Genomic DNA, 25,482 nt, shown 5'->3' on the forward strand with positions numbered 1-25,482 from the left:
CGCCGCTAACATCAGGGAGCAAGCTCCCATCTGTCCGCTCGACTTGCATGTATTAGGCACGCCGCCAGCGTTCGTCCTGAGCCAGGATCAAACTCTCCGATAAAGTAGTTTGACTGACTACGCACATTGCTGCGCGATTTATTTAAAACTTGAATTAACAGGTACGTTTTGTCTTGTTTAGTTTTCAAAGATCATCATGCTTCTTAACGAAGTAGCTTTATTACTATAACATTCAGCTTCTTTTAAGTCAACACCTTTTTTAAAAGGTTAATGAAGCTTTTATTTGTTGTCAGCTGTTCATCAGCGACGAATAATAATATAACATGGTTACTATTAAAAGGTCAATAACTAAATTAATCTGGTTTTAAAGAGACTTTTAACAGTTATATTCATTTGGCCAGGCACATAAGATGTAACACAAGAATGATGGACAAGATAAGGAGGCATCATCAGTGAATCACTTCTATGTGTGGCACATAAAACGCGTTAAACAATTGATTATTATACTTATCGCCGCATTTGCTGCAGCCAGCTTTTTTTATATTCAAAGAGCTGTGCCGCTCCCTGTGTTTTCGACTGACAGCGGACCGAAAGCCATTTATAAAGGAGAAACAGATTCAAAAGACATTGCTCTTACCTTTGATATCAGCTGGGGCGATAAAAAAGCCGAGCCTATTCTTAATACCCTGAAAGCCAACGGCATCAAAAACGCGACTTTTTTTCTTTCCGCTTCTTGGGCCGAACGCCACCCGGACACGGTGGCTCGCATTGTAAAGGACGGCCATCAAATAGGGAGTATGGGTTATGCTTATAAAAACTATGCAAATCTAGAGGATAGTGAAATAAAAAAGGACATTAATCGAGCGCAGACCGCCTTTGAAAAACTAGGAATTAAAGACATACGGCTATTAAGACCTCCTACCGGTCAGTTCAATAAAAATGTCCTATCAATCGCAAAGCAGTATAACTATACAGTCGTTCACTATAGTGTGAATTCCCATGACTGGACGAATCCAGGTGTTGAAAAAATCGTCGATAATGTAAACCGTCAAGTTTCAGGAGGAGACATTATTCTTTTACACGCCTCAGACTCCGCTAAACAAACAGAAGAAGCCCTGCCTGAGATTATCCATCATATAAGAGAAAAAGGCTTAAAAAATGTCAACGTGGGAGATCTCATAGCAAACACAGATGCTAAATCCGCCGAGGTAAAATAAATCATTTCGCTGCAAACTTCGGCAGCATCAGTAATTGAAAAGCATTACACGCCATTAACGGAAAGAGCATTAAGTAAAGCCAGTCCTCATCATTTACTCTGAGCGCAGGAAACCATTCCAATGCAGTAATCACAACCATTAAAAATAAAGATGACACAAACGTTTTCTTTGAGGACTGCTTTTGTTTTATATACGCGGTAAGCAAACCGAAGATCATTAAAAATAACGGCAGCCAAGCATAGCCAGCCATTGATTCTCCGCTATCTCCAAAAAATAAAAACCGCACGTACATTAAATCAAAAGCGACAAACAGGATCAAAAACAGCTGCAGTAAATTCCATAAAGATGAAGATCTTAATATTTCGAGAGCAAACCGGTGGACTGTTAAAAATACGAAAAAGCCCATTTGACTGATGACACTAAAAATCATGCCGACACCGATAAACCAAAATAAAACAGAGAAAATCTGGCCCGCTTCAAAATTCAGAAACAGCTCCTTATACTCCCCCCATTTTAAAGCAAAACCCACAATACTCGTGATAACCGCTCCGACAGCTAAAATAGAAAAGAAAAAACGAACTAAGCCACGGCTTTTCATTTCTTTATTCAACCCCTCAAAAATCGCAGATCGCGATATTTTGTTATGTATAATTCCAACCGGATGAATCATATTAAAAGTAAGATAAGTATGTGAAAGGAGCTTAAGCATGTCAAAAGCCAAAACGCTATTGATGGGCTGTTTTTTGATATTATCTGTAACAGCTTGCGCTCCAAAAGACCAAGCAGCGGATATGGATTATGATCAGACCAAAAAAATGGTTGTTGATATATTAAAAACAGATGATGGAAAGAAAGCAATTAAGGAATTATTAAACGATGATGCGATGAATGAAGCACTGGTGATTGATCAGGATGCCATTAAAGGAACAATAGAAAAAACACTCACCTCTAAAAAAGGTGCGGATTTTTGGAAAAACATCTTTGAAGACACTGAATTTGCGGAAAGCTTTGCTAAAACCCTTCAAACAGAGCATGAAAAAGTAATTAAAAAGCTGATGAAGGATCCGGATTATCAGAAAATGCTGATGAGTGTTATGCAGGACCCTGGAATGAATAAAAAATACAGCGAACTGGCAAAAAGCCAAGAATTCCGCAGTTATTTAGAACAAGTAATTACCGAAACACTTTCTAGTCCGCTTTACAAAAAACAGTTCGAAGATGAACTGAAAAAAGCAGCAGCTGAAACAGCTAAAGAAGGTGAGTAAAGGGGGGCCGGGATCAAAAAATCCCGGTTAGCCTTTTTTATATTTGCACTTCCATTTTTTCAACGACTTTTTTTGCAATGTCATGATATATTTCACCGATTGGATGGCTTGCGTCATAAACAGACGGAGCAAATTGGTCTTTATCCCAATCAGGCTGCTTTAACGGTATTCTGCCGAGCAAAGGCACTTTAAGCTCCTCAGCAAGTTTATCTCCGCCGCCTTTGCCAAAGACATATTCTCTTTCCCCAGTCTTTGCACTTTCATAATAAGCCATGTTCTCTATGACGCCAACGACCTCATGATCTGTTTTAATAGCCATAGATCCCGCTCTGGCCGCAACAAAGGCTGCAGTCGGATGCGGCGTTGACACGATAATTTCTTTACTGCTCGGAAGCATCGTATGTACATCAAGTGCGACGTCCCCTGTTCCAGGCGGAAGATCGAGAACGATATAGTCTACTTCTCCCCATTCTACTTCGTGGAAAAAGTTGTTGAGCATCTTGCCCAGCATCGGGCCTCTCCAGACGACAGGAGCATTTTCTTCAACGAAAAAGCCCATCGACATGACTTTTACCCCGAAGCGTTCAACAGGGAGCAGTTTGTCTCCTTCAATTGTTGGACGCACTGTAATGCCCATCATATCCGGCACACTAAAGCCATAGATATCCGCGTCAATTAAACCGACCTTTTTCCCAAGCCGAGCCAGAGAAATAGCAAGGTTCACTGACACAGTTGATTTGCCTACTCCACCTTTTCCGCTTGCTACAGCAAGGAAGACCGGCGGGTTATCCATAGTTAACAATGTTTTTTTCTCAGTTGACGGCGCCCGAAATTTCGCAACTGTTTCTTCAGGCAGCTCTTCAAATCGAAGGCCTACCGTCTCAGCGCCTGCCCCTTTTAAGACATTTACGATTTCTTGCTGAACCTGCATTTGTTCTGCTGTCCCGGTTTTTGCAAGAGCCACTTTCACACTGACATGCCGTTTTTCAGGCTTTATTTTTACTTCCTTAACGGCATCCAATTCTCCCAGAGGTCTTTGAAGAAAAGGTTCGCGCATTTCACCGACTAGTTTTCTTACTTCATCTTCTCTTATCATCGAACCTCACCCTTTTGTGTATTCGTTTACAAACAGTATTATATCATACATAAACAGCGGGTGTCTTATGCTTAGAACCATGAGAAAACCCTCCTTTACTCCGGAGGGTCACCTTTTTCTGTAAAGTATCTCAATATTCCTTTATATATGGAAGATGCCACTTTGTCCTGATATTTTGGTTTTCCCAGCATCTTAGCTTCGCCAGGATTGGATAAAAAACCGACTTCTACAAGCGCACCTGGTTTTGTGACGTTTTGCATTAAGTAAATTCCATGGATTCGCTTTGCTTTTCGGGTTGTATTCTCTAGGTTTGTTCTCAACTCATCCTGAATGTATTTTGCAATTTTCTCGTTTTCCTCGTATTTTCCGTAATAAAAGCTTTGGGCTCCGCTCCATTTTTGTGACGGGATTGCATTAAGATGAATGCTAAGGTAGAGCTCAGCCTCTGAGTTGTTAATTAATTTCACTCGCTGTCTTAAGTCTTCCCCTTTTCGCTTACTATAGCCTCTTGTCCCTTCAGGAGCTAGATCGGTGTCACTTTCTCTAGTCATCACCACTAGGGCCCCTTGTTCCTGAAGATAATCCCTGACTCTGAAGGCCACCTCCAGAGTTATATCCTTCTCTAACAGCTTGCCGCCTACTGCTCCTCCGTCCGGCCCGCCATGACCTGGATCAAGGTAAATAATTTTCCCGCTCAAAGGCAGACTCCACGGATTCCAAGAATCGCTATTGTTGAATTGATACTTGAATAGAAACAGTAATACGATAAAGCCTAGCATAAAACTGAGCCATTTAAGCTTTTTCCTCATCCCTTCCCCTCCCGCTTGTCGTTATTACATAAGTATGGGACAGGGGTGGGAAATATGATTAACGCATACGAAGCTTACATTGTTTTTCTCTTTGGACAAACCCTTCTGTCCACCAATCTTTGATGAATTTTCGCGCTGCTTCATATATTGTGTTTTTATCAAATGTTGAGTATTGCTCATGTGTCCAATGATAAAGGTATTCAAAAAACTCCATACGAAGCTCTTCTTCTTCCCTTGCAGAGCGGGCACTAACACTTTGCATAGATTCTCCATAATACCCGAAAACCCCAAAACGCCCGCCTAACAAATAGGCTTCTATCGCAAAATCAATACAGCCTTCAGTTATAACGTCCCTTTCATCCTGCAAAAATGGAAATAACGGAGTAAGACAGGCCTTTACAGACTGAATGATTTGTCTAAGTGAGAGTTCTTTAAGCAAGTTTTTTTCTAATTCAAAATCCTTTTGCCGTTTCACATCCATAAAAGACAGTACCTCTGCCATACAAATTCACTCTCCTTTTACCGGTTATTTTGAGGTTTGGGAGGTGAAACCATGCCCGAATACGGTTGGAAATTCGCCCAAATGAAGGTGTTGATAACTTGAACATCTAAAAAAAGCAGCTTTCTGCGGAGGAAGGAACGTGAGTTCGCTTGTAAGTGCAGAGGCAACACAATAATAAAAAGCAGCTCCCTCTAATAGGTCGCTGCCTTCATACTTTAATGCTTCTTGTTGCAGAATATGTATTAATGTATTGATCCAGCACAAAACCGCCTTTATCTTCATAAAAACCAGTGACGATAAAACCGGCGTCGAGCTGTCCCTTAATTTGGTCTTCTAAGGAATGCCCGAATTCCAGCGCTTCATTATTTTCAATCAGCTTTTTCACCTTATGTTTTGGAAGATCTTCTGAGTCGGCGTATGGAATGGAGTGCTTTACTTTTAAAACGCCCTGCTCTTCTAATTCAATGTCAAACAGAAAAACAACTGGATTAACAAACCCCGAGATTAAAGTGCCATTTCTTTTCAGCACGCGGTGCGCTTCTTTCCAGACCGGCAGGATATTTTCAACAAAAACATTGGCAACTGGGTGTACGATGAAATCAAATGATTCATTTTCAAATTGACTGAGATCATCCATACTTCCTTTAACGGTACGTATGGTCAAGCCGTCGCGATCAGCAACCATTCTGTCCTGCTCCAGCTGCTGTTCTGAGTTATCTAAGACTGTGACATCCGCTCCGGCTGCCGCCAAAACCGGGGCCTGCTGTCCACCTCCTGAGGCCAAACAAAGCACCTTCAAGCCTTTTACAGGAGGAAACCATTCCTTTGGCACATTTTTAATAGGGGTTAACCTGATATCCCAATTCCCTCTTTTTGCTTGTTCAATGACATGCCGTTCTACAGCAACAGTCCATTCATTGCCTGTTTCTACTTTTTGATCCCAGGCTTTGCTATTATGATCTACTAACGCATTCATGAATCGTTCTCCTTACTTTAATGTTTAGAGTATAACAAATATTTCTATATTCATACCGCTTTCCCTTTGCATATCCAGAAAAAAATTCATAAAACCGCAATAAATTCACAAAGGAGATGTGTGATTTTATGGCTAGTGAATATAATATCACTTTTTCAAATCAAATTAATGGTAGAGCACTTGATGCCGGCATTACGTTTTGCATTGCCTATGGCATTTGACACTTTTGTAAGAATACCTATGATGTAATAGGCCCTTTGTTAAACAAGGGTCTGTATTTCCAACAACGAAGGAACGTTTTGATTACAAGCAATAAATGCGTATACCATTTGCAAAGGACTTTTGGATATATAGAATTCATCGTTCGTTTACAAGCGCTCAAGATAGATCATTAAGCATTGAATTGAAAAAGTGATACATTTTGTGCTGGGAACTGTTAAAAGCATACACGATTGCGTAACCTTGCGAGAAAGACCAGCAATGAAAAAAGGGTCATTTTAATAGCCAAAAACAGATGCCTGTTTCATCACTTCTGCTTTTATTCTGAAAAGAAAATAAAAAAAAGCCCCCAACCCATAGTTGAGAGCTTTGAAACGTAAAATTAACGTTTTGAGAACTGAGGTGCACGACGAGCGCCTTTAAGACCGTATTTTTTACGTTCTTTCATACGAGCGTCACGAGTCAGAAGACCTGCACGTTTAAGTGTTGCACGGTATTCTGGATCTGCTTCAAGCAAAGCACGAGCGATACCATGACGGATTGCTCCAGCTTGACCAGATAAGCCGCCTCCATGTACGTTTACTAAAACATCATAAGTGCCAGCTGTTTCAGTCAAAGTTAATGGTTGTTTGATATCTTCGATTAGAGCTGGAGATGGGATGTGCTCGCTGATTTCACGATTATTAACGACGATACGACCTTCTCCTGGAACTAAGCGCACACGCGCTACAGAACTTTTACGACGGCCAGTACCGTAATATTGAACCTGTGCCAAATTGGTAACCTCCTTTTTAATTAACCGCGAAGTTCGTAAACTTCAGGTTTTTGTGCTTCATGTGGATGCTCAGAACCACGGTATACGTTCAATTTTTTGAACATTTGACGACCTAGAGAACCTTTTGGAAGCATGCCTTTGATAGCAAGCTCAAGCATTTTCTCAGGGTAGTTTGTACGCATTTCAAGAGCAGTTCTTGATTTTAATCCGCCTGGATGTTGAGTGTGACGGTAGTAGATTTTGTCAGTTAACTTTTTACCAGTTAACTCGATTTTTTCAGCGTTGATGATGATCACATGATCTCCAGTATCAACGTGTGGTGTGTAAGTTGGTTTGTGTTTTCCGCGAAGGATAGCTGCAACTTCTGAAGAAAGACGGCCTAAAGTCTTGCCAGCAGCATCAACAACTAACCACTTGCGTTCAATAGTACTTGCGTTAGCCATAGGTGTTGTACGCATTGAATTTCCCTCCTAAATGATCTGTCATTTTCAATAAACTTCGATTACGTTCTATTTCACAACACAATAAGTTCCGGGGCTTATCGTGGGGTTGAAATACATACCATATGATATCTTATAACTTTATGCAGACTCTGTCAAGAAAATATTATACACCTGGTTTAGTTGTCATAGTAAACGTTCCATAAATATAGCCCATGCCCCGGTGCTGTACGCCCTGCTGCTTCGCGATCCTTCGCTTCCAGCATGGATTTCACATCATCGGGAGAAATTTTTCCAATACCTGCATCCAGCAAAGTACCCGCAATAATTCTGACCATATTATATAGGAAACCGCTGCCTGTGATCCGCATTTGCAGGCCGTCATCAGTCTCAGTCCAATCGAGTTCATAAATCGTTCTCACTTTGTCCTGCACTTCCGTTTTAGCCGCACAAAAGCTTGTAAAATCATGTGTTCCTAAAAGATGCTTTGCCGCTTCTCTCATGTTCTGCACATTGAGGCGATATGAAAAATGGTAAGCGTAATGCCGTTTAAATACGTCCGGGTGTTTCTCCGTGTATACAAAGTAGCGATATTCCTTTTTAACTGCGCTAAATCGTGCATGGAACCCATCATCCGCAATTTCTGCCGTTTTGACTGCAATATCATCCGGAAGCAGTGCATTTAAAGCATACGGCCATCTCTCAGCCGGAATAGAGAGCGGTGTATCAAAATGAATCACCTGTCCAGCCGCGTGAACCCCTCTGTCCGTCCGTCCAGAGGAAACGACAGGGATTCTGTCTTTTGACTTATGCAGCACAGCCAGCGCCTTCTCAAGCTCATCCTGAACCGTCCTTTTCCCCGGCTGTACTTGGTATCCATTAAACAAATGTCCGTCATAAGAAATCGTGCATTTCAGTCTCATAAAGCACCTCTAAGCCCTTAAGAAAAATAACAGAGCAGCCAATATGAACAAGCTGACGATGACAGAAGTATCCTTTGCTGTCCATACAAGCTTTCTGTATTTAGTGCGTCCCTCTCCGCCTTGATAGCCTCTTGCCTCCATTGCAACCGCAAGCTCTTCAGCACGCTTAAACGCACTGACAAAGAGAGGGACTAGCAGCGGCACAATTGCCTTCACTCTGTCTTTAAGCGGTCCGCTTGTAAAATCAACGCCTCGCGCCATCTGAGCCTTCATAATCTTATCTGTCTCCTCCATCAAGGTTGGGATAAACCGCAAAGAGATCGACATCATAAGAGCCAGCTCGTGAACAGGAAGCTTTAATTTTTTAAATGGGTTGAGCAGCCGTTCCATACCATCGGTAATCTCAATAGGTGTTGTTGTCAGCGTTAATAGAGTGGTCATTAAAATCAGATAGACGAACCTAAGGGAAATGAAAATCCCTTGTACCAAACCGCCCTCATAGATCTTGAAAAAGCCAAGTTCAAAAATAACCGGCCCTTCATGTGTCATGAAAATATGGAGCAGGAACGTAAAAAGAATAATCCAGATGATAGGCCTTAGCCCTTTCATCAAAAAGGAAAAAGGAACCCTTGTTAAGGAAACAACGCCTGCTGTAAATAAACCAAGCAGCGCATAGGTCTGCACATTATTGGCTAGGAAAACGATACAGACAAACAAAAAGATCGTAACCAGTTTTGTTCGTGGATCAAGCCGGTGCACAAGTGAAGAACCCGGCACATACTTGCCGATAATCATGCTGTCCATCATAAGGTCTTTTCCCCCTGAAAAAGAGCACGGATTTCAGCAGCTGCATCTTCTATTGTGAGCAGAGGCTCTTTAAATCTGACACCAAGTGCGGCTTCCAGCTGCCTTTGGAATTTAATCGTTTCCGGAAGATCCAGCCCCCAGCCGGCCATCTCTTCCCCTTTTGAGAACAAGTCTCGCGGACTGCCTGATGCCTGGATAGTTCCTTTATGCATCACGATCATTTCATCAGCATAGGCAGCCGCATCCTCCATGCTGTGGGTGACAAGAATTGTCGTCAGGTTTCCCCGTTGGTGGAGCTCATAAAACATGTCCATGATCTCTTTTCGCCCTCTTGGATCCAGTCCTGCTGTCGGTTCATCAAGAACAAGCACTTCAGGATCCATTGCAAGCACCCCGGCAATTGCAACCCTGCGCATTTGCCCTCCGCTTAATTCAAAAGGTGATCTATCCAGGAGCTCTTCAGATAAACCTACAAGCTTCAGCATCTCTCTCGCTTTTTGTTCAGCGTCTTCCTTTTTTACACCAAAGTTCATCGGTCCAAATGAAATATCTTTGAGAACTGTTTCTTCGAATAATTGATGTTCGGGGAATTGGAAAACGATTCCGACTTTTTTTCGGAGGGCTTTAAGGTCTTTATTCTTTTTTCCTGCCTGTATAACAGTACTGCCTAATGAAATATGCCCCTTTGTAGGCTTCAGGAGACCATTCAGGTGCTGAAGAAAAGTGGATTTACCGGAGCCTGTATGCCCTATTACGGCCACATAGCTGCCTTCCTTAATCGATGCATTGATATCATACAGGGCAAGGCGCTCAAACGGCGTCTTTATCTGATAGCGATGCTCTACATCTTTGATTGTAATGTCCATAGCTCGTTCACCAGCCCTTCCTGAGTCAAATGATTTTCTTCCAAAGCCAGTCCATTTTCTCTTAAGAGCTGGCTGAGCTGGAATGAGAAGGGTAAATCAAGCCCGATTCGAACAAGTTCCTTATTCAATTTGAAAATTTCTTCAGGCGTACCCTCGGCATATTTCTTACCGCCATTCATGACAATGATTCTGTCAGCTTTTGCAGCCTCATTCAGATCATGTGTAATCGAGATGACAGTTGCCATACCTTGCTCTTTTAAATGTCTTACTGTTTCAAGCACTTCTTCTCGCCCGATCGGGTCAAGCATGGATGTTGCTTCATCTAAGATAATAATATCAGGACGTGCGGCAATAATCCCTGCTATCGCAACTCTCTGCTTTTGGCCTCCGGAGAGATGGTGCGGCTCTTGATCAAGAAAATCCTGCATGTTGACCTGTTTGACAGCCCAATCTACTCTCTCAATCATTTCTTCCCGCGGTACACCATTGTTTTCTAAACCAAAAGCCACATCATCGCGAACTGTCGTTCCGACAAATTGGTTATCCGGATTTTGAAAGACCATACCAATCTTCTTACGCACTTCCCACACTGACTCCTCTGTCAGTTGAATCCCAGCAACCTTTATGTCGCCTGATTCAGGAAGGATTAAACCATTCAATGCCCGGGCCAGTGTTGATTTCCCTGAACCGTTATGACCTACAATTGCAAGCCATTCACCCTCATACACCTGCAGGGAGACGCTATCTAGTGCTCGTCTTTCTGCGTCTTTCCGATATCGAAAAACGATATCCTCTACCGATATCAACTGATTTTGATTCACGGACAACCGGCCTCCTCTCAGCTCATACTCTGCTTGTCTCTCTATTGAAAAAGTTGAAGTATCTAAAAAAAGGGCATAGATCCAGTTAGAAACTGTCCCGCCCTTCTTTAGATACACAAAAATATGTGATTAAACCAATTCGATAATTGCCATTGGTGCTCCGTCACCACGGCGAGGACCAAGCTTCATAATACGTGTGTATCCACCTTGGCGCTCCTCGTAACGAGTTGCAATGTCAGAGAATAATTTTTGAAGTGCATCTTGGTTATTTTCTTCGTTAGCAACCTCGTTGCGGATGTATGCAGCAGCTTGACGGCGAGCGTGAAGATCACCGCGTTTGCCAAGCGTGATCATTTTTTCAACTACAGAGCGAAGTTCTTTCGCACGTGTTTCAGTTGTTTCGATTCTTTCATTGATGATCAAATCAGTTGTAAGATCACGAAGCATAGCCTTACGCTGTGCACTCGTACGTCCTAGTTTTCTGTATGACATATGATGTCCCCTCCTTTATTGGAATGCTTTTTCTGAATTATAAACACACGAAAATCCTAGTTCACAAGGGAAACTAGTCAATCGTCTTTGCGAAGTCCGAGTCCAAGTTCTTCTAGTTTCGCTTTCACTTCTTCAAGTGATTTGCGTCCTAGATTACGAACTTTCATCATATCTTCTTCCGTCTTGTTCGCAAGCTCTTGAACCGTGTTGATACCCGCACGCTTTAAGCAGTTGTAAGAACGAACAGAAAGATCTAGTTCTTCAATCGTCATTTCAAGAACTTTCTCTTTTTGATCTTCTTCTTTTTCAACCATGATTTCAGCATGCTGAGCTTCGTCAGTTAAACCAACGAATATATTAAGGTGTTCAGTTAAAATCTTTGAACCAAGCGCAATTGCTTCTTTTGGTCCAGTGCTTCCATCAGTCCAAACATCAAGTGTAAGTTTGTCATAGTTTGCAACCTGGCCTACACGAGTGTTCTCTACTTGATAAGATACACGAGAAACTGGCGTATAGATTGAATCGATCGGAATCACGCCGATAGGCTGATCGTCTCTTTTGTTTGCGTCGGCAGGCGTATACCCACGTCCTCTTTGAGCAGTAAGGCGAACTCGGAAACTCGCATTCTCACCAAGAGTCGCGATATGAAGATCAGGATTTAAGATCTCTACATCACTATCGTGTGTAATATCAGCTGCTGTTACAGTTCCATCACCCTGTACATCAATTTCTAGCGTCTTCTCTTCATCAGAGTAGATTTTCAATGCAAGCTTTTTAATGTTTAAGATAATCGTTGTAACATCTTCCACAACGCCTTCAATTGTCGAGAATTCGTGCAGTACACCATCTATCTGGATTGATGTTACAGCGGCACCAGGGAGTGAGGATAAGAGGATACGACGTAAGGAGTTACCCAGAGTTGTACCATATCCACGCTCAAGTGGCTCTACGACAAACTTACCAAATTTGGCATCGTCGCTGATTTCAACCGTTTCGATTTTTGGTTTTTCAATCTCGATCATTACTTAAAACCCTCCTTCAAAACGTCGAAACCTCGAATAGAATCATATGAGATTCCATCCGAAATTCCCCATTGTTTAGTCCCGTATGTGCTCAGGCAACGAGTCGGTGCATTCGTTTAATAAATAACTGTATCATAACCCATTATTGACAGGGACACAAAATCTATACAAACAAATTACACGCGGCGACGTTTTGGTGGACGGCATCCGTTATGAGGAACAGGAGTTACGTCTCTGATAGCAGTGACTTCTAATCCAGCAGCTTGAAGCGCACGGATAGCAGCTTCACGACCTGAACCAGGGCCTTTAACAGTAACCTCAAGAGTTTTAAGTCCATGTTCGATTGAACCTTTAGCAGCTGTTTCTGCAGCCATTTGCGCAGCAAAAGGAGTAGATTTACGAGAACCTCTGAATCCTAGAGCTCCGGCACTAGACCAAGAAAGAGCATTACCATGAGTGTCAGTGATCGTAACGATCGTGTTATTGAAAGTTGAACGAATATGAGCAATTCCAGACTCAATATTCTTTTTCACGCGACGTTTACGCGTGTTAGATTTACGAGCAGCAGCCATTGTTTAGGTACCTCCCTTACTTATTTTTTCTTGTTAGCTACAGTACGACGCGGACCTTTACGAGTACGCGCATTGTTTTTAGAGTTTTGTCCGCGAACAGGCAAACCTCTGCGATGGCGGATTCCGCGGTAGCTTCCGATTTCGATCAGACGCTTAATGTTAAGAGAAACTTCACGGCGAAGGTCACCTTCTACTTTCAGTTTGTCAATAACATCACGGATTTTACCAAGTTCTTCTTCAGTAAGATCACGCACACGGGTATCTTCTGAAACACCAGCCTCTTTCAAGACTTGCTGAGCCGTTGTGCGGCCAATTCCGAAGACATATGTTAAAGAAATAACAACACGTTTGTCACGTGGGATATCTACACCAGCAATACGAGCCATTCTCTGGGCACCTCCTTATAAATTATCCTTGTTTTTGTTTATGCTTTGGATTTTCACAGATCACCATTACTTTTCCTTTTCTGCGAATAACTTTACATTTTTCGCAGATTGGTTTAACTGATGGTCTCACTTTCATGTGTTTCCAACCTCCTTCAGTTTCCGGAGTGCTTATTTGTAACGGTACGTAATCCTGCCACGAGTTAAGTCATATGGAGATAATTCTACCGTAACTTTGTCTCCAGGTAAAATGCGAATGAAGTGCATGCGGATTTTACCAGATACGTGAGCCAAAACAGTGTGTCCATTCTCGAGTTCAACTTTGAACATCGCGTTTGGCAATGTTTCAACTATCGTACCTTCCACTTCAATTACATCGTCTTTCGCCATTCAAGTGTTCTCCCTTCTTCAAATCAGTAACTTGCTTTCTGACAAATTTCAAAAGAGAAAATCTCAGTTTTCTGTTTGTCACACGCCCTGTTTCGTTTATACTGTTCTGAACTTCCGGAGATACGCAATCATAAAGGGTAAAATGATTGATATTCTTTTTCTTAGGAGAATGAAATGTACGCTTTTCTCCGTCTGCTATTAGTACATGATGATCAACAATTCCACCGAAAACGGCAAGATGAATTCGTTCCTGCCAATGTTAAACCGAACCTTCTGCCCTATCAAGCCGGAAAAACATCTGCTTTCGGAATGATGTTATCATCTAGACTTTTGTCAGTATATCAAAACCCGTTTCCGTAATCGCAATTGTATGTTCAAAATGAGCACACTTTTTCCCATCTACCGTTACAACCGTCCAGTTATCAGCCAAAGTTTTCACATAGCGGCTGCCAGCGTTCACCATAGGTTCAATAGCGAGAACCATGCCAGGTTTGAGCCGTGGTCCTTTGTTGGGCGGACCGTAATGAGGGATTTGCGGGTCCTCATGCAAGTCTTGACCAACACCATGTCCGACATACTCCCTAACAACTGAAAACTGCTCATTTTCGACATACGTTTGTATTGCGTGGGAAATATTCGACAAACGTTCACCTGGTTTTGCTTCCTGCAAGCCTTTATATAAAGATTCCTCTGTCACTTCCAGAAGTTTTTTATCATCATCGCTGATGGTTCCTACCGGATATGTCCATGCAGAGTCACCATGATAACCATTTAATTTAGCACCGATATCAATACTGATGATGTCACCGTCACGCAGCACCCTGCTGCCAGGAATGCCGTGAACGAGTTCTTCATTCACTGATACGCAAATGCTCCCGCGAAACCCATTATACCCCTTAAAAGATGGGATTGCACCCTGCTTCTTAATAAAACGTTCGGCAATTTGATCCAATTCTTTTGTCGAGATTCCTGGTTTAATGTGCTTTTTTAACTCTTCATGAGTCAAAGCCACGATTCGCCCTGCTTCCCGCATGATACCAAGTTCACGAGGGGTTTTACAGATAATCATTTTTTTAATCCTCCAAGAAGATCCTTCACATCTGCATAAACATCTTGAATGTCCTGCTGGCCATTCACGTTTACAAGATAACCTTTCTCAGAATAGAAATCGAGTAAAGGCTGAGTCTGCTTCATGTTTACCTCAAGCCGTTTAGAGACTGTTTCCTCATTATCATCTGCCCGTTGATAGAGTTCGCCTCCGTCTTTATCACAAACACCCGGCGTTTTCGGCGGATTAAATACTAAATGATAGGTTGTGCCGCAAACACTGCAAATTCTGCGTCCAGTCAGACGTTCCATTAAAGAATCTTTATCAACTTTAATGTTAATGACATAATCAATCGGCTTGCCATATTCTTCAAGAATTTCTTCAAGAGCTTCGGCTTGAGCGACTGTTCGCGGAAATCCGTCCAGAAGAAAACCTCTTTCACAATCATCTTTGCCAAGTCTTTCTTTGACAATTCCAATTGTGACTTCGTCAGGTACGAGCTCTCCCTTATCAATATAAGATTTTGCTTCGAGTCCGAGTGATGTTTCCTCTTTCATAGCAGCACGGAACATATCTCCTGTTGAGATGTGAGGTATTCCATAATCCTCAACAATTCGTTCGCCCTGTGTACCTTTACCGGCACCAGGAAGCCCCATTAAGACTAAGTTCATTCGGATTTCCCCCGTCCTCTCTTAATTAAGAGGGAATGGATAAATCCATTTCCTCTAGTTTTTCATAAATCCACGGTAGTTTCGTTTCACCAACTGGCTTTCTAGTTGTTTCATTGTCTCCAAGGCTACCCCGACAACAATTAACAAAGATGTTCCGCCAATTTGTGCACTTTGAGGCAATCCAGCGAATTGAATGAAAAAGATAGGAAGAATGGAAATCACGGCTAAGAATAAAGCACCCACAAACGTAAGTCGATACAAAATGCTCGTAATTCTATCTTGAGTCATTTTCCCTGGACGAACCCCCGGGATATAGCCACCCTGTTTTTTAAGGTTATCAGCCATTTGTTCAGGATTAACCTGGACAAAAGCATAAAAGTACGTAAAGGCAATAATTAACGCAACATATATAGTCATACCCACCGGATGTGTATTGTCAAAGTTGGCTTGAATCCACTTTGTCACATCGTTTGTTCCAAAGAATGACGCGATCGTACGCGGCGTTATTAAAAACGCAACCGCAAAGATTACAGGAATAACCCCGGCAGGATTCACTTTCAATGGAAGGTGTGTAGACTGACCTCCGCCAGCAGGTGAACGACCTGTGCCTTTAGCATATTGAATCGCAATTTTCCGTACGGCTTGCTGAATGAAAATAACTCCAACAATAACTGCTAAAATCGCAATCACAAGAAGAGCGACTTTCACAATATGAATAAACAGCTGATCGTCGCTGCCGACAAATTGAGTCTCATATATTTGTCCAACCGTTTTCGGAATACTAGATACAATCCCCGCGAAGATAATGATCGATATTCCGTTGCCTACTCCATGAGATGTGATTTGTTCCCCAAGCCACATTAAAAAGGCAGTTCCGCCAGTGAGTACTAAAGCGATGATCAGATATGTGGATACGCCGGATTTTTCAATTAGCAATCCGTTAGCTAAATTGTTAAATCCGTATGACATACCCAGCGCTTGGATAAATCCAAGGACAATCGTAAAGTATCTTGTGAACTGAGCCAATTTACGGCGGCCAACTTCACCTTGCTTAGACCACTCTGTAAACTTCGGCACAACATCCATCTGAAGCAGCTGGATGATGATTGAAGCTGTGATATAAGGAGTAATCCCCATTGCGAAAATAGAGAATTGGTAAAGCGCACCGCCGCCAAATGTATTAAGAAGATCAAATACACCCATTTGAGACTGTGCCTGTAACACATCAGCGTTAACATACGGCACAGGAATAAACGCACCTATGCGAAAGACGATAAGCATGAGTAAAGTGAATATGATTTTATTCCGGATATCACTCACACGCATAAAGTTGGAGATTGTTTTAAACAAGTTAGATCACCTCAGCTGTACCGCCAGCAGCTTCAACAGCTTCTTTCGCAGAAGCAGAGAATTTATTGGCTTTTACAGTTAATTTTTTCTCTAATTTACCGTTGCCAAGAATCTTTACTCCTGCATTAAGTTTGCTTATAACACCAGTCTCAAGAAGAAGTTCAGGAGTGACTTCCGTTCCTTCTGCAAAACCGTTCAATTTGTCTAGGTTGACTACAGCGTATTCCTTACGGTTAATGTTAGTAAAACCGCGTTTAGGAAGACGTTGGAATAAAGGCATTTGTCCCCCCTCGAACCCTGGGCGTACACCGCCGCCAGAACGAGCGTTTTGACCTTTGTGACCTTTACCAGCTGTTTTACCGTTGCCAGAACCAATACCACGACCTACGCGATTACGCGTTTTGCGTGAACCTTCTGAAGGTTTTAATTCATGAAGTTTCATTAGGACACCTCCTTATCCGATCAATTATTTTTATTGTTCTTTAACAGAAACTAAATGAGATACTTTATTAATCATACCACGAATCGCAGCGTTGTCTTCATGAACAACAGTTTGGTTTGTTTTCTTTAAACCAAGTGTTCTCACAGTAACGCGTTGATCTTCCGGGCGACCGATTACACTTCGTTTGAGGGTAATTTCTAATTTAGCCATTAATATTCCCTCCTTATCCTAACAGTTCTTCTACAGATTTTCCACGAAGCTTCGCAACCTCTTCAGCACGCTTAAGTTCACTTAAGCCTTGAAGTGTTGCACGAATCATGTTGATCGGTGTGTTAGAACCTAGAGACTTAGAAAGGATGTCAGCTACGCCAGCAAGCTCAAGTACCGCACGTACAGGGCCTCCAGCGATAACTCCAGTACCTTCAGAAGCAGGTTTTAACAAGATGTTACCTGCACCGAAACGTCCGATGATTTCATGTGGAATTGTAGTTCCAACCATTGGTACTTCAATTAAATTCTTTTTCGCATCTTCAACAGCTTTGCGGATTGCTTCTGGTACTTCTTGCGCTTTACCAGTACCGAATCCTACGTGTCCGTTTTTGTCACCGACAACGACTAGAGCTGCGAAGCGGAAACGACGACCACCTTTAACAACTTTCGCTACGCGGTTAACCGTAACTAAGCGTTCTTCTAACTCTAATTTGCTTGGGTCAATACGACGCATAATCATGTGTCCCTCCTTCTTTTATTAAAATTTAAGTCCAGCTTCACGAGCGGCATCAGCCAAAGCTTTTACACGTCCATGGTATAAGTATCCGCCACGGTCAAATACTACGTCAGAAATGCCTTTTTCAGCAGCGCGTTTTGCAACTAATTCTCCAACTTTAGCAGCAGCTGAAGTATCTCCAGTGCTTTCAACGTTCAAGTCTTTATCGAGAGTAGATGCACTAGCAAGTGTTACACCATTTACATCATCGATGATTTGAGCGTAAATGTGCTTGTTTGAACGGAAAACGTTCAGACGCGGTCTTTCAGCAGTACCAGAAAGTTTAGCGCGAACACGAGCGTGTCTTTTAAGACGAGCAGCATTTTTGCTAGTTTTCGTAATCATCTAGGTCACTCCTTTCTTCACTTTAAGCGATCTTACTTAGCAGATTTACCTTCTTTACGGCGAACAACTTCACCTTCGTAGCGGATTCCTTTACCTTTGTAAGGCTCTGGAGAACGGACAGCGCGAATGTTAGCAGCAATAGCTCCTACGCGTTCTTTGTCTGTACCTTTAACGACTACTTTCGTTTGAGAAGGAACTTCGATATCGATGCCTTCCTCAGGGACGATCTCAACAGGGTGAGAGTATCCAACGTTTAAAACAAGTTTATTTCCGGATTTAGACGCACGGTAACCGACACCGACTAATTCCAAACCTCTTTCAAATCCTTTAGATACGCCCTCCACCATGTTGCCAAGCAGACTGCGAGTTGTACCATGCAGGGCACGGTGCTCTTTTTGATCAGAAGGACGAGCGACTGTAAGCACATTGTCCTCTATTTTAATCTCCATATCAGGGTGAAACGTACGAGTTAATTCTCCTTTTGGTCCTTTCACAGCTACAGTATTGTTATCATTTAACGTTACTGTAACATCAGAAGGAATCTCAAGTAGCTTCTTACCTACACGAGACATACCAAACACCTCCATTCATGTTAAACTTTTTTACCAAACGTATGCTAATACTTCTCCACCAGCTTGTTTTGCACGGGCTTCTTTGTCCGTTAAAACGCCATGTGATGTAGAAAGAATTGCGATTCCAAGACCGTTAAGTACACGAGGTACTTCATTAGATTTAGCATAAACACGCAAACCAGGTTTGCTGATTCTTTTAAGACCAGTGATTACGCGCTCGTTGTTTTGTCCGTATTTCAAGAAAACGCGGATGATACCTTGTTTGCTGTCTTCTACGAACTCAACGTCACGAATGAAACCTTCACGCTTTAAAATTTCAGCAATTTCTCTTTTCAATTTAGAAGCAGGAATTTCAAGCTTCTCATGACGTACCATGTTTGCATTACGAATACGAGTCAGCATATCTGCAATTGGATCTGTCATAACCATTATATAATTACCTCCTTCCCTTTCTTGGGGATTACCAGCTGGCTTTTTTCACGCCAGGAATTTGTCCTTTATATGCAAGCTCACGGAAACAAATACGGCAAAGTTTAAATTTACGAATGACTGAATGCGGACGTCCGCAGCGTTCACAGCGAGTGTACTCTTGTACTTTAAACTTTGGTGTACGTTGTTGTTTCGCAATCATTGACTTCTTAGCCACGATTTCGCCTCCCTTTCATTGATTATTTCTGGAACGGCATACCTACTTGAGTTAATAGCTCACGAGCCTCTTCATCAGAATTAGCAGTCGTTACAATAACGATGTCCATTCCGCGAACCTTTGTTACTTTATCGTAGTCAATTTCAGGGAAGATTAACTGTTCTTTAATACCAAGTGTGTAGTTACCGCGACCGTCGAAAGATTTTTTAGAAACCCCACGGAAGTCACGCACACGCGGTAAAGATACAGAAATAAGTTTATCAAGGAAATCATACATGCGCTCTCCGCGAAGAGTTACTTTCGCACCGATAGGCATTCCTTCACGAAGACGGAATCCAGCAATTGATTTCTTCGCACGAGTAACGACAGGTTTTTGACCTGCGATAAACGTTAATTCTTCAACAGCACTGTCGATTGCTTTTGCGTTTTGAACAGCATCACCAACACCCATGTTGATTACGATTTTTTCAATTTTAGGCACTTGCATAACTGAGTCATAGCTGAACTTAGTCATTAAAGCAGGTGCAATTTCTTTATTGTACTTTTCTTTAAGGCGGTTCATGAGATAGACCTCCCTTCCTTTAATACTATTTATCTAGAACTTGCCCAGATTTTTTTGCCACACGAACTTTTTTGCCATCTTCCACTTTGTATCCTACGCGAGTCACTTCACCTGTTTTAGGATCGAGCGGCATAACGTTTGATACATGAATTGGCGCCTCTTGATTAGAAATACCGCCTTGAGGGTTAGCTTGAGTTGGTTTAGAGTGTTTCTTTACCATGTTAACACCTTCAACTAAAACGCGGTCCTTTTTAGGGAAAGCAGCAAGGATTGTTCCTTGTTTACCTTTATCTTTACCAGAGATAACCATAACTTTATCGCCTTTTTTTACATGCATCCTGATCGCACCTCCTTGAGTAAGGCATTTATTTCATTAGATAACTTCTGGAGCTAGAGAAACAATTTTCATAAAGTTGTTTTCACGCAATTCACGAGCAACTGGTCCGAAGATACGAGTTCCACGCGGGCTCTTGTCGTCACGGATGATAACACATGCATTCTCATCGAAGCTGATGTATGAACCGTCACTTCTGCGCGCTCCACTTTTAGTGCGAACGATAACAGCTTTTACGACTTCACCTTTTTTGACAACGCCTCCTGGTGTTGCTTGTTTAACCGTGCAAACAATTACATCACCAATATTAGCTGTTTTACGACCAGAACCACCAAGAACTTTAATAGTAAGTACTTCACGTGCGCCAGAGTTGTCAGCTACTTTTAAACGAGTCTCTTGTTGAATCATTTTTTGTTACCTCCCTTCGGAAAGAAGAATTCCGAACTTTATTAGATAATAACAGCTTCTTCGACAACTTCAACTAGACGGAAACGTTTAGTTGCAGACAATGGACGAGTTTCCATGATCTTTACGATGTCACCGATTTTCGCTTGATTATTTTCATCATGTGCTTTGAATTTCTTTGAGTATTTTACGCGTTTACCGTAAAGTGAATGTTTCTTGTATGTTTCAACAACAACAGTGATGGTTTTATCCATTTTGTCAGAAACAACACGGCCTTGGTAAACTTTGCGTTGGTTACGTTCGCTCATGCTCACGACCTCCCCTCAGTGATTATTTATTAGCAGCAATTTCTCTTTCACGAATCACAGTTTTCATGCGCGCGATAGCTTTGCGCACTTCACGAATGCGAGCAGTATTTTCAAGTTGTCCTGTCGCTAATTGAAAGCGAAGATTGAAAAGTTCTTCTTTAAGAGACTTTACTTTTTGTTCAATTTCAGCAGTGGTAAGGTCACGAATTTCATTAGCTTTCATTTGATTCACCACCAATTTCTTCACGTTTTACGAACTTCGTTTTAATTGGCAATTTGTGAGATGCAAGACGAAGCGCTTCACGAGCAACCTCTTCAGACACACCAGAAATTTCAAATAAAACTTTGCCCGGTTTTACAACAGCTACCCAACCTTCTGGAGCCCCTTTACCGGATCCCATACGTACCTCTAGTGGTTTAGCAGTGTAAGGTTTAGAAGGGAAAATTTTGATCCAAACTTTACCGCCACGTTTCATGTAACGAGTCATCGCAATACGGGCAGCTTCGATTTGACGGTTAGTGATCCAAGAAGCTTCTAGAGCTTGGATACCGAACTCACCGAAATGTACTTCAGTACCGCCTTTCGCACGGCCACGCATTTTTCCGCGATGCTCTCTGCGATATTTAACGCGTTTAGGTAATAACATATTATTTTCCTCCTTCCTCAGTTTTCTTCTTAGTAGGAAGAACCTCTCCACGATAGATCCAGACTTTCACACCAAGCTTACCATAAGTAGTGTCAGCTTCAGATGTTGCATAGTCAATGTCCGCACGTAATGTGTGCAATGGAACAGTTCCTTCACTGTAGTATTCAGAACGAGCGATATCTGCACCGCCAAGACGACCAGAAACCATTGTTTTCACACCTTGTGCTCCAGCACGCATTGTGCGTTGGATTTGTTGCTTCTGCGCACGGCGGAAAGAAACACGGTTTTCTAATTGACGAGCGATGTTGTCAGCAACTAGCTGTGCATCAAGATCTGCTCTTTTGATTTCAAGAATGTTAATGTGTACACGCTTGCCAGTTAGGCTGTTAAGGGCTTTACGAAGTGCTTCAACTTCAGAACCGCCTTTACCGATAACCATACCAGGCTTAGCTGTGTGGATCGTAATGTTAACACGATTTGCTGCGCGTTCGATTTCAACTTTAGAAACAGAAGCGTCAGAAAGTCGTTTGCTAATGTATTCACGAATTCTTAAATCTTCGTGCAGGAAGTCAGCGTAATCTTTACCAGCGTACCACTTAGATTCCCAATCACGAATGACTCCGATACGAAGACCGACTGGATTTACCTTTTGACCCACTACTTATCCCTCCTTCTTTTCTGATACAACGATTGTAATGTGGCTCGTACGTTTGTTGATTTGGCTCGCACGTCCCATAGCACGTGGGCGGAATCTTTTTAACGTAGGGCCTTCGTCAACGAATGCTTGAGTAATAACCAGGCTATTAGCATCCATTTCGTAGTTATGCTCAGCATTTGCAATAGCGGATTTTAATACTTTCTCGATAATTGGAGAAGCAGCTCTCGGTGTTAGGTTCAAGATTGACACTGCTTCACCTACTTGCTTGCCTCGAATCAGGTCCATTACTAGACGTGCTTTACGAGGAGCAATACGGACTGTTCTTGCAACAGCTTTAGCTTGCATTTAAAAGCCTCCTCTCTTAGCGTCTTGTTTTTTTGTCATCACTAGCATGACCTTTGTACGTACGAGTTGGAGCGAATTCACCCAACTTGTGCCCTACCATATCTTCAGAGATGAATACAGGCACGTGTTTACGTCCGTCATAGACTGCGATTGTGTGACCAATAAACTGTGGGAAAATAGTAGAACGACGAGACCAAGTTTTAACGACTTGTTTCTTGTCAGTTTCATTTAATTTCTCGATTTTTGTCATCAAGTGTCCATCGACAAATGGTCCTTTTTTCAAGCTGCGAGCCATTTTGGAACCTCCCTTCGTGATTGCACTACGGTCCGATATGAACCGTAGACAACCCCGTTATTTATTTTTACGACGACGTACGATAAATTTATCAGATTTGTTCTTTTTCTTACGTGTCTTGAATCCAAGAGTTGGTTTGCCCCATGGAGACATTGGTGATTTACGTCCGATTGGCGCACGTCCTTCACCACCACCGTGTGGGTGATCGTTAGGGTTCATTACAGAACCACGAACTGTTGGACGGATGCCTTTCCAGCGAGAACGTCCAGCTTTACCAATGTTGATAAGTTCATGCTGTTCGTTACCTACTTGACCGATAGAAGCACGGCAAGCAGAAAGAATCATGCGAACTTCTCCAGAGTTAAGACGTACAAGAACGTATTTGCCTTCTTTACCAAGAACCTGAGCAGATGTACCAGCTGAACGTACAAGCTGTCCGCCTTTACCAGGTTTTAATTCAATGTTATGCACAACTGTACCAACAGGGATGTTGATAAGTGGTAGTGCATTACCTACTTTGATGTCAGCTTCTGGACCTGACATGATTTCAGTACCCACTTGAATTCCTTTAGGAGCAAGAATGTAACGTTTTTCTCCGTCTGCATAGTTGACTAGAGCGATGTTAGCTGAACGGTTTGGATCGTATTCAACTGTAGCAACGCGTCCAGGTATACCATCTTTATCGCGTTTAAAATCGATAACACGGTATTGGCGTTTATGTCCGCCACCTTGGTGACGTACAGTCAATTTACCTTGGTTGTTACGTCCGCCTTTTTTGTGAAGGGGAGCAAGCAAGGATTTTTCCGGCTTGTCAGTCGTGATCTCAGCAAAATCTGAAGTTGTCATGCCACGACGTCCATTAGAGGTCGGTTTATACTTTTTAATCGCCATTTTGAATTTCCCTCCTTCTTTTTACAGATAATTAAGCTTCAAAAATTTCGATTTCTTTGCTGTCTGCAGTAAGTTTCACGATCGCTTTTCTGCGACGGCTAGTCATACCAGTGTAGCGTCCGACACGTTTTGATTTACCTTTGTAGTTCATGATGTTGACTTTGTCAACTTTCACACCAAAGATGCTTTCAACCGCGTCTTTCACTTCTGTTTTGTTAGCTCTTACATCAACTTCAAAAGTATATTTCTTTTCAGCCATTAAATCAGCCGAACGTTCAGTAATGACGGGGCGCTTTAGAACATCACGAGGATCTTTCATTATGCAAGCACCTCCTCTACTTTTTCAACCGCTGCTTTTGTAATCAGAAGCTTCTCGTGGTTGACAACGTCTAAAACGTTGATTCCGTTCGCTTCAACTACAGTAACTCCAGGAATGTTGCGAGCAGATAAAGCTACTGCTTCGTTAGCATCCGCAGTTACGATTAAAGCTTTTTTCTCAACAGATAACCCTTTAAGGATAGCTGCCATTTCTTTTGTTTTAGCCGTATCAAGAGTAAGATCTTCAAGAACGATGATGTTGTTGTCGTTCACTTTAGAAGACAATACTGATTTGATTGCCAAGCGGCGAACTTTTTTAGGTAATTTATAAGAATAGCTGCGTGGTGTTGGGCCGAATACGACACCACCTCCGCGCCATTGCGGTGAACGGATAGAACCTTGACGGGCACGTCCAGTACCTTTTTGACGCCATGGTTTACGACCTCCGCCGCGTACTTCAGAACGATTTTTTACTTTATGAGATCCTTGACGTAAGGAAGCTCTTTGCATAAGAATAGCGTCGAATACAACACTTTCATTTGGCTCAATTCCAAATACAGAAGCGTTTAATTCGATGTCACCAGCAGTAGAACCGTTTTGGTTGTATAATGCTACTTTTGGCATGATCAATTTCCTCCTTTCCTAAGAGAGTTATTTAGATTTAACAGCACTTTTAACAGTGATTAAAGATTTTTTCGGACCAGGTACGTTACCTTTGATCAAAAGAAGATTGCGTTCTGCATCAACTTTTACGACTTCAAGGTTTTGAACAGTGATTTGCTCTCCGCCCATACGTCCAGGTAATAATTTACCTTTGAATACACGGTTAGGATCTACAGGTCCCATTGAACCAGGACGACGGTGGTAGCGTGAACCGTGAGACATAGGTCCGCGAGATTGTCCGTGGCGCTTGATTGCACCTTGGAAACCTTTACCTTTAGATACTCCTGTTACATCTACAATTTCTCCAGCAGAGAAAATTTCAACCTTGACTTCCTGACCAACTTCATACGCATCCATTTCCACTCCGCGTAATTCTTTTACGAAGCGCTTAGGAGCAGTTTCCGCTTTTGCAACGTGTCCTTTTTCAGGTTTGTTAGAAAGCTTTTCACGCTTGTCGTCAAAACCAAGCTGGATTGCTTCGTAGCCATCGTTTTCAGCTGATTTCTTTTGAAGAACAACGTTCGGAGCAGCCTCAATAACAGTTACCGGAATAAGATCACCATTTTCAGCGAATACTTGCGTCATACCAATTTTTCTTCCTAAGATTCCTTTGGTCATTCGTCACACCTCCTATTAAGATC

The 25,482-nt window shown here is 42.2% G+C and carries 42 protein-coding genes, 1 rRNA gene and 1 pseudogene; 2 read left to right on the plus strand and 42 right to left on the minus strand.

Annotated elements, in window-relative coordinates; all coding sequences use genetic code 11:
- Nucleotides 1–103 (minus strand): 16S ribosomal RNA (locus tag LJF29_RS19655); the annotation flags it as partial.
- Between the two features lie 349 nt (nucleotides 104–452).
- On the opposite strand from LJF29_RS19655, the gene pdaB reads away from it, so the two are divergent.
- Nucleotides 453–1,217 carry a polysaccharide deacetylase family sporulation protein PdaB gene (gene pdaB / locus LJF29_RS19660; protein ID WP_229150196.1) on the plus strand — a complete coding sequence of 255 codons (765 nt, stop codon included), beginning with the start codon at nucleotides 453–455 and terminating at the stop codon, nucleotides 1,215–1,217.
- Between the two features lies 1 nt (nucleotide 1,218).
- Here the strand turns inward: pdaB and kbaA are convergent, their stop codons facing one another.
- Complete coding sequence (gene kbaA / locus LJF29_RS19665) at nucleotides 1,219–1,815, minus strand: KinB-signaling pathway activation protein (protein WP_229150197.1); 597 nt, start codon at nucleotides 1,813–1,815, stop codon at nucleotides 1,219–1,221.
- Nucleotides 1,816–1,924: 109 nt separating this feature from the next.
- Between kbaA and gerD the strand changes: the two genes are divergently transcribed.
- Nucleotides 1,925–2,482, plus strand: coding sequence for a spore germination lipoprotein GerD (gene gerD, locus LJF29_RS19670; protein WP_010332792.1), 558 nt, complete (start codon nucleotides 1,925–1,927; stop codon nucleotides 2,480–2,482).
- A 37-nt stretch (nucleotides 2,483–2,519) separates the two neighbouring features.
- Here gerD and salA read toward each other — a convergent pair whose 3' ends face one another.
- The 40 genes and pseudogenes from salA to rplC all read right to left on the minus strand — a co-directional run bounded on the left by salA (nucleotide 2,520) and on the right by rplC (nucleotide 25,459).
- Nucleotides 2,520–3,578, minus strand: a complete 1,059-nt coding sequence (gene salA, locus LJF29_RS19675) for an iron-sulfur carrier protein/transcriptional regulator SalA (RefSeq protein WP_010332791.1) — start codon at nucleotides 3,576–3,578, stop codon at nucleotides 2,520–2,522.
- Nucleotides 3,579–3,673: 95 nt separating this feature from the next.
- Complete coding sequence (gene cwlD, locus LJF29_RS19680; RefSeq protein ID WP_168746786.1) at nucleotides 3,674–4,387, minus strand: N-acetylmuramoyl-L-alanine amidase CwlD; 714 nt, start codon at nucleotides 4,385–4,387, stop codon at nucleotides 3,674–3,676.
- 58 nt (nucleotides 4,388–4,445) lie between these two features.
- Nucleotides 4,446–4,889, minus strand: coding sequence for a YbaK family protein (locus LJF29_RS19685; protein WP_229150198.1), 444 nt, complete (start codon nucleotides 4,887–4,889; stop codon nucleotides 4,446–4,448).
- Nucleotides 4,890–5,097: 208 nt separating this feature from the next.
- Nucleotides 5,098–5,865: a class I SAM-dependent methyltransferase gene (locus LJF29_RS19690; RefSeq protein WP_168746784.1), complete on the minus strand. Its 768-nt coding sequence runs from the start codon at nucleotides 5,863–5,865 to the stop codon at nucleotides 5,098–5,100.
- 601 nt (nucleotides 5,866–6,466) lie between these two features.
- Nucleotides 6,467–6,859, minus strand: coding sequence for a 30S ribosomal protein S9 (gene rpsI, locus LJF29_RS19695; RefSeq protein ID WP_003225846.1), 393 nt, complete (start codon nucleotides 6,857–6,859; stop codon nucleotides 6,467–6,469).
- A gap of 20 nt (nucleotides 6,860–6,879) precedes the next feature.
- Nucleotides 6,880–7,317 carry a 50S ribosomal protein L13 gene (rplM, locus tag LJF29_RS19700; protein ID WP_003241966.1) on the minus strand — a complete coding sequence of 146 codons (438 nt, stop codon included), beginning with the start codon at nucleotides 7,315–7,317 and terminating at the stop codon, nucleotides 6,880–6,882.
- A 161-nt stretch (nucleotides 7,318–7,478) separates the two neighbouring features.
- Nucleotides 7,479–8,222 (minus strand): tRNA pseudouridine(38-40) synthase TruA, encoded by a 744-nt coding sequence (gene truA, locus LJF29_RS19705; RefSeq protein ID WP_229150199.1) that lies wholly within the window; start codon nucleotides 8,220–8,222, stop codon nucleotides 7,479–7,481.
- A 9-nt stretch (nucleotides 8,223–8,231) separates the two neighbouring features.
- Entirely contained in the window at nucleotides 8,232–9,029 is a 798-nt protein-coding gene (locus tag LJF29_RS19710; protein ID WP_168746782.1) for an energy-coupling factor transporter transmembrane component T family protein, read from the minus strand.
- Entirely contained in the window at nucleotides 9,026–9,895 is an 870-nt protein-coding gene (locus LJF29_RS19715) for an energy-coupling factor ABC transporter ATP-binding protein (RefSeq protein WP_229150200.1), read from the minus strand. Before LJF29_RS19715 ends, LJF29_RS19710 begins: the two co-directional genes overlap by 4 nt.
- Nucleotides 9,871–10,716 (minus strand): energy-coupling factor ABC transporter ATP-binding protein, encoded by an 846-nt coding sequence (locus LJF29_RS19720; protein WP_010332784.1) that lies wholly within the window; start codon nucleotides 10,714–10,716, stop codon nucleotides 9,871–9,873. Before LJF29_RS19720 ends, LJF29_RS19715 begins: the two co-directional genes overlap by 25 nt.
- A gap of 129 nt (nucleotides 10,717–10,845) precedes the next feature.
- On the minus strand, nucleotides 10,846–11,208 hold the full coding sequence (gene rplQ / locus LJF29_RS19725; protein ID WP_003225836.1) for a 50S ribosomal protein L17: 363 nt from the start codon (nucleotides 11,206–11,208) through the stop codon (nucleotides 10,846–10,848).
- Nucleotides 11,209–11,285: 77 nt separating this feature from the next.
- Nucleotides 11,286–12,230, minus strand: coding sequence for a DNA-directed RNA polymerase subunit alpha (locus tag LJF29_RS19730; protein ID WP_010332783.1), 945 nt, complete (start codon nucleotides 12,228–12,230; stop codon nucleotides 11,286–11,288).
- 176 nt (nucleotides 12,231–12,406) lie between these two features.
- The gene (rpsK, locus tag LJF29_RS19735; protein ID WP_010332782.1) at nucleotides 12,407–12,802 is read right to left on the minus strand and encodes a 30S ribosomal protein S11; all 396 of its coding nucleotides are present in this window, start codon (nucleotides 12,800–12,802) and stop codon (nucleotides 12,407–12,409) included.
- A gap of 20 nt (nucleotides 12,803–12,822) precedes the next feature.
- Complete coding sequence (gene rpsM, locus LJF29_RS19740) at nucleotides 12,823–13,188, minus strand: 30S ribosomal protein S13 (RefSeq protein WP_003156545.1); 366 nt, start codon at nucleotides 13,186–13,188, stop codon at nucleotides 12,823–12,825.
- 22 nt (nucleotides 13,189–13,210) lie between these two features.
- Nucleotides 13,211–13,324: a 50S ribosomal protein L36 gene (gene rpmJ, locus LJF29_RS19745; protein ID WP_003156543.1), complete on the minus strand. Its 114-nt coding sequence runs from the start codon at nucleotides 13,322–13,324 to the stop codon at nucleotides 13,211–13,213.
- Between the two features lie 32 nt (nucleotides 13,325–13,356).
- Nucleotides 13,357–13,575, minus strand: coding sequence for a translation initiation factor IF-1 (gene infA, locus LJF29_RS19750; RefSeq protein ID WP_003156508.1), 219 nt, complete (start codon nucleotides 13,573–13,575; stop codon nucleotides 13,357–13,359).
- Nucleotides 13,553–13,833: pseudogene (locus LJF29_RS19755) on the minus strand (RNA-binding protein). Before LJF29_RS19755 ends, infA begins: the two are co-directional and overlap by 23 nt.
- A 64-nt stretch (nucleotides 13,834–13,897) precedes the next feature.
- Nucleotides 13,898–14,644: a type I methionyl aminopeptidase gene (gene map, locus LJF29_RS19760; RefSeq protein ID WP_010332781.1), complete on the minus strand. Its 747-nt coding sequence runs from the start codon at nucleotides 14,642–14,644 to the stop codon at nucleotides 13,898–13,900.
- Nucleotides 14,641–15,294, minus strand: coding sequence for an adenylate kinase (locus LJF29_RS19765; RefSeq protein ID WP_010332780.1), 654 nt, complete (start codon nucleotides 15,292–15,294; stop codon nucleotides 14,641–14,643). Before LJF29_RS19765 ends, map begins: the two co-directional genes overlap by 4 nt.
- A 54-nt stretch (nucleotides 15,295–15,348) precedes the next feature.
- Nucleotides 15,349–16,644: a preprotein translocase subunit SecY gene (gene secY, locus LJF29_RS19770; RefSeq protein ID WP_010332779.1), complete on the minus strand. Its 1,296-nt coding sequence runs from the start codon at nucleotides 16,642–16,644 to the stop codon at nucleotides 15,349–15,351.
- A gap of 1 nt (nucleotide 16,645) precedes the next feature.
- Nucleotides 16,646–17,086: a 50S ribosomal protein L15 gene (gene rplO / locus LJF29_RS19775; RefSeq protein WP_003225819.1), complete on the minus strand. Its 441-nt coding sequence runs from the start codon at nucleotides 17,084–17,086 to the stop codon at nucleotides 16,646–16,648.
- A gap of 30 nt (nucleotides 17,087–17,116) precedes the next feature.
- Nucleotides 17,117–17,296 carry a 50S ribosomal protein L30 gene (gene rpmD / locus LJF29_RS19780; RefSeq protein ID WP_003156497.1) on the minus strand — a complete coding sequence of 60 codons (180 nt, stop codon included), beginning with the start codon at nucleotides 17,294–17,296 and terminating at the stop codon, nucleotides 17,117–17,119.
- 13 nt (nucleotides 17,297–17,309) lie between these two features.
- The gene (gene rpsE / locus LJF29_RS19785) at nucleotides 17,310–17,810 is read right to left on the minus strand and encodes a 30S ribosomal protein S5 (protein ID WP_003156493.1); all 501 of its coding nucleotides are present in this window, start codon (nucleotides 17,808–17,810) and stop codon (nucleotides 17,310–17,312) included.
- Between the two features lie 24 nt (nucleotides 17,811–17,834).
- On the minus strand, nucleotides 17,835–18,197 hold the full coding sequence (rplR, locus tag LJF29_RS19790) for a 50S ribosomal protein L18 (protein ID WP_010332778.1): 363 nt from the start codon (nucleotides 18,195–18,197) through the stop codon (nucleotides 17,835–17,837).
- Between the two features lie 32 nt (nucleotides 18,198–18,229).
- Nucleotides 18,230–18,769 (minus strand): 50S ribosomal protein L6, encoded by a 540-nt coding sequence (rplF, locus tag LJF29_RS19795; RefSeq protein WP_010332777.1) that lies wholly within the window; start codon nucleotides 18,767–18,769, stop codon nucleotides 18,230–18,232.
- A gap of 30 nt (nucleotides 18,770–18,799) precedes the next feature.
- A complete protein-coding gene (gene rpsH / locus LJF29_RS19800; protein ID WP_010332776.1) occupies nucleotides 18,800–19,198 on the minus strand; it encodes a 30S ribosomal protein S8 in 399 nt (132 codons plus the stop codon).
- A gap of 31 nt (nucleotides 19,199–19,229) precedes the next feature.
- On the minus strand, nucleotides 19,230–19,415 hold the full coding sequence (gene rpsN, locus LJF29_RS19805) for a 30S ribosomal protein S14 (protein ID WP_003156488.1): 186 nt from the start codon (nucleotides 19,413–19,415) through the stop codon (nucleotides 19,230–19,232).
- Nucleotides 19,416–19,437: 22 nt separating this feature from the next.
- A complete protein-coding gene (gene rplE, locus LJF29_RS19810; RefSeq protein WP_010332775.1) occupies nucleotides 19,438–19,977 on the minus strand; it encodes a 50S ribosomal protein L5 in 540 nt (179 codons plus the stop codon).
- 25 nt (nucleotides 19,978–20,002) lie between these two features.
- Nucleotides 20,003–20,314 carry a 50S ribosomal protein L24 gene (gene rplX / locus LJF29_RS19815; protein WP_003156486.1) on the minus strand — a complete coding sequence of 104 codons (312 nt, stop codon included), beginning with the start codon at nucleotides 20,312–20,314 and terminating at the stop codon, nucleotides 20,003–20,005.
- 36 nt (nucleotides 20,315–20,350) lie between these two features.
- Nucleotides 20,351–20,719, minus strand: coding sequence for a 50S ribosomal protein L14 (gene rplN, locus LJF29_RS19820; RefSeq protein ID WP_003225805.1), 369 nt, complete (start codon nucleotides 20,717–20,719; stop codon nucleotides 20,351–20,353).
- A 41-nt stretch (nucleotides 20,720–20,760) separates the two neighbouring features.
- A complete protein-coding gene (gene rpsQ / locus LJF29_RS19825; protein WP_003178345.1) occupies nucleotides 20,761–21,024 on the minus strand; it encodes a 30S ribosomal protein S17 in 264 nt (87 codons plus the stop codon).
- 22 nt (nucleotides 21,025–21,046) lie between these two features.
- Nucleotides 21,047–21,247, minus strand: coding sequence for a 50S ribosomal protein L29 (gene rpmC, locus LJF29_RS19830; RefSeq protein ID WP_003156482.1), 201 nt, complete (start codon nucleotides 21,245–21,247; stop codon nucleotides 21,047–21,049).
- Nucleotides 21,237–21,671 (minus strand): 50S ribosomal protein L16, encoded by a 435-nt coding sequence (gene rplP, locus LJF29_RS19835; RefSeq protein ID WP_003225801.1) that lies wholly within the window; start codon nucleotides 21,669–21,671, stop codon nucleotides 21,237–21,239. Before rplP ends, rpmC begins: the two co-directional genes overlap by 11 nt.
- Nucleotide 21,672: 1 nt before the next feature.
- Nucleotides 21,673–22,329: a 30S ribosomal protein S3 gene (gene rpsC, locus LJF29_RS19840; RefSeq protein ID WP_010332773.1), complete on the minus strand. Its 657-nt coding sequence runs from the start codon at nucleotides 22,327–22,329 to the stop codon at nucleotides 21,673–21,675.
- A gap of 3 nt (nucleotides 22,330–22,332) precedes the next feature.
- On the minus strand, nucleotides 22,333–22,674 hold the full coding sequence (rplV, locus tag LJF29_RS19845) for a 50S ribosomal protein L22 (protein ID WP_010332772.1): 342 nt from the start codon (nucleotides 22,672–22,674) through the stop codon (nucleotides 22,333–22,335).
- A 16-nt stretch (nucleotides 22,675–22,690) separates the two neighbouring features.
- Nucleotides 22,691–22,969 carry a 30S ribosomal protein S19 gene (rpsS, locus tag LJF29_RS19850; protein ID WP_003156472.1) on the minus strand — a complete coding sequence of 93 codons (279 nt, stop codon included), beginning with the start codon at nucleotides 22,967–22,969 and terminating at the stop codon, nucleotides 22,691–22,693.
- A gap of 57 nt (nucleotides 22,970–23,026) precedes the next feature.
- Nucleotides 23,027–23,860: a 50S ribosomal protein L2 gene (rplB, locus tag LJF29_RS19855; RefSeq protein ID WP_010332771.1), complete on the minus strand. Its 834-nt coding sequence runs from the start codon at nucleotides 23,858–23,860 to the stop codon at nucleotides 23,027–23,029.
- Between the two features lie 31 nt (nucleotides 23,861–23,891).
- Entirely contained in the window at nucleotides 23,892–24,179 is a 288-nt protein-coding gene (gene rplW, locus LJF29_RS19860) for a 50S ribosomal protein L23 (RefSeq protein WP_003225793.1), read from the minus strand.
- Nucleotides 24,179–24,802, minus strand: coding sequence for a 50S ribosomal protein L4 (rplD, locus tag LJF29_RS19865; protein WP_003242004.1), 624 nt, complete (start codon nucleotides 24,800–24,802; stop codon nucleotides 24,179–24,181). Before rplD ends, rplW begins: the two co-directional genes overlap by 1 nt.
- A gap of 27 nt (nucleotides 24,803–24,829) precedes the next feature.
- Entirely contained in the window at nucleotides 24,830–25,459 is a 630-nt protein-coding gene (rplC, locus tag LJF29_RS19870; RefSeq protein ID WP_168746777.1) for a 50S ribosomal protein L3, read from the minus strand.
- Nucleotides 25,460–25,482: the final 23 nt, after the last annotated feature.

It is taken from the genome of Bacillus sp. LBG-1-113 (genome assembly GCF_020708615.1).
Taxonomy (GTDB): domain Bacteria; phylum Bacillota; class Bacilli; order Bacillales; family Bacillaceae; genus Bacillus; species Bacillus mojavensis.

Bases quoted from the DNA above. Each gene is read 5' to 3' on its own strand.
- kbaA (WP_229150197.1), bottom strand. From the start codon at position 1,815: ATGAAAAGCCGTGGCTTAGTTCGTTTTTTCTTTTCTATTTTAGCTGTC.
- gerD (WP_010332792.1), top strand. From the start codon at position 1,925: ATGTCAAAAGCCAAAACGCTATTGATGGGCTGTTTTTTGATATTATCT.
- salA (WP_010332791.1), bottom strand. From the start codon at position 3,578: ATGATAAGAGAAGATGAAGTAAGAAAACTAGTCGGTGAAATGCGCGAA.
- cwlD (WP_168746786.1), bottom strand. From the start codon at position 4,387: ATGAGGAAAAAGCTTAAATGGCTCAGTTTTATGCTAGGCTTTATCGTA.
- LJF29_RS19685 (WP_229150198.1), bottom strand. From the start codon at position 4,889: ATGGCAGAGGTACTGTCTTTTATGGATGTGAAACGGCAAAAGGATTTT.
- LJF29_RS19690 (WP_168746784.1), bottom strand. From the start codon at position 5,865: ATGAATGCGTTAGTAGATCATAATAGCAAAGCCTGGGATCAAAAAGTA.
- rplM (WP_003241966.1), bottom strand. From the start codon at position 7,317: ATGCGTACAACACCTATGGCTAACGCAAGTACTATTGAACGCAAGTGG.
- truA (WP_229150199.1), bottom strand. From the start codon at position 8,222: ATGAGACTGAAATGCACGATTTCTTATGACGGACATTTGTTTAATGGA.
- LJF29_RS19710 (WP_168746782.1), bottom strand. From the start codon at position 9,029: ATGATGGACAGCATGATTATCGGCAAGTATGTGCCGGGTTCTTCACTT.
- LJF29_RS19715 (WP_229150200.1), bottom strand. From the start codon at position 9,895: ATGGACATTACAATCAAAGATGTAGAGCATCGCTATCAGATAAAGACG.
- rplQ (WP_003225836.1), bottom strand. From the start codon at position 11,208: ATGTCATACAGAAAACTAGGACGTACGAGTGCACAGCGTAAGGCTATG.
- LJF29_RS19730 (WP_010332783.1), bottom strand. From the start codon at position 12,230: ATGATCGAGATTGAAAAACCAAAAATCGAAACGGTTGAAATCAGCGAC.
- rpsK (WP_010332782.1), bottom strand. From the start codon at position 12,802: ATGGCTGCTGCTCGTAAATCTAACACGCGTAAACGTCGCGTGAAAAAG.
- rpsM (WP_003156545.1), bottom strand. From the start codon at position 13,188: ATGGCTCGTATTGCTGGTGTAGATATCCCACGTGACAAACGTGTTGTT.
- rpmJ (WP_003156543.1), bottom strand. From the start codon at position 13,324: ATGAAAGTGAGACCATCAGTTAAACCAATCTGCGAAAAATGTAAAGTT.
- infA (WP_003156508.1), bottom strand. From the start codon at position 13,575: ATGGCGAAAGACGATGTAATTGAAGTGGAAGGTACGATAGTTGAAACA.
- map (WP_010332781.1), bottom strand. From the start codon at position 14,644: ATGATTATCTGTAAAACCCCTCGTGAACTTGGTATCATGCGGGAAGCA.
- LJF29_RS19765 (WP_010332780.1), bottom strand. From the start codon at position 15,294: ATGAACTTAGTCTTAATGGGGCTTCCTGGTGCCGGTAAAGGTACACAG.
- rplO (WP_003225819.1), bottom strand. From the start codon at position 17,086: ATGAAACTTCATGAATTAAAACCTTCAGAAGGTTCACGCAAAACGCGT.
- rpmD (WP_003156497.1), bottom strand. From the start codon at position 17,296: ATGGCTAAATTAGAAATTACCCTCAAACGAAGTGTAATCGGTCGCCCG.
- rpsE (WP_003156493.1), bottom strand. From the start codon at position 17,810: ATGCGTCGTATTGACCCAAGCAAATTAGAGTTAGAAGAACGCTTAGTT.
- rplR (WP_010332778.1), bottom strand. From the start codon at position 18,197: ATGATTACGAAAACTAGCAAAAATGCTGCTCGTCTTAAAAGACACGCT.
- rplF (WP_010332777.1), bottom strand. From the start codon at position 18,769: ATGTCTCGTGTAGGTAAGAAGCTACTTGAGATTCCTTCTGATGTTACA.
- rpsH (WP_010332776.1), bottom strand. From the start codon at position 19,198: ATGGTTATGACAGATCCAATTGCAGATATGCTGACTCGTATTCGTAAT.
- rplE (WP_010332775.1), bottom strand. From the start codon at position 19,977: ATGAACCGCCTTAAAGAAAAGTACAATAAAGAAATTGCACCTGCTTTA.
- rplX (WP_003156486.1), bottom strand. From the start codon at position 20,314: ATGCATGTAAAAAAAGGCGATAAAGTTATGGTTATCTCTGGTAAAGAT.
- rplN (WP_003225805.1), bottom strand. From the start codon at position 20,719: ATGATTCAACAAGAGACTCGTTTAAAAGTAGCTGACAACTCTGGCGCA.
- rpsQ (WP_003178345.1), bottom strand. From the start codon at position 21,024: ATGAGCGAACGTAACCAACGCAAAGTTTACCAAGGCCGTGTTGTTTCT.
- rpmC (WP_003156482.1), bottom strand. From the start codon at position 21,247: ATGAAAGCTAATGAAATTCGTGACCTTACCACTGCTGAAATTGAACAA.
- rplP (WP_003225801.1), bottom strand. From the start codon at position 21,671: ATGTTATTACCTAAACGCGTTAAATATCGCAGAGAGCATCGCGGAAAA.
- rplV (WP_010332772.1), bottom strand. From the start codon at position 22,674: ATGCAAGCTAAAGCTGTTGCAAGAACAGTCCGTATTGCTCCTCGTAAA.
- rpsS (WP_003156472.1), bottom strand. From the start codon at position 22,969: ATGGCTCGCAGCTTGAAAAAAGGACCATTTGTCGATGGACACTTGATG.
- rplB (WP_010332771.1), bottom strand. From the start codon at position 23,860: ATGGCGATTAAAAAGTATAAACCGACCTCTAATGGACGTCGTGGCATG.
- rplW (WP_003225793.1), bottom strand. From the start codon at position 24,179: ATGAAAGATCCTCGTGATGTTCTAAAGCGCCCCGTCATTACTGAACGT.
- rplD (WP_003242004.1), bottom strand. From the start codon at position 24,802: ATGCCAAAAGTAGCATTATACAACCAAAACGGTTCTACTGCTGGTGAC.
- rplC (WP_168746777.1), bottom strand. From the start codon at position 25,459: ATGACCAAAGGAATCTTAGGAAGAAAAATTGGTATGACGCAAGTATTC.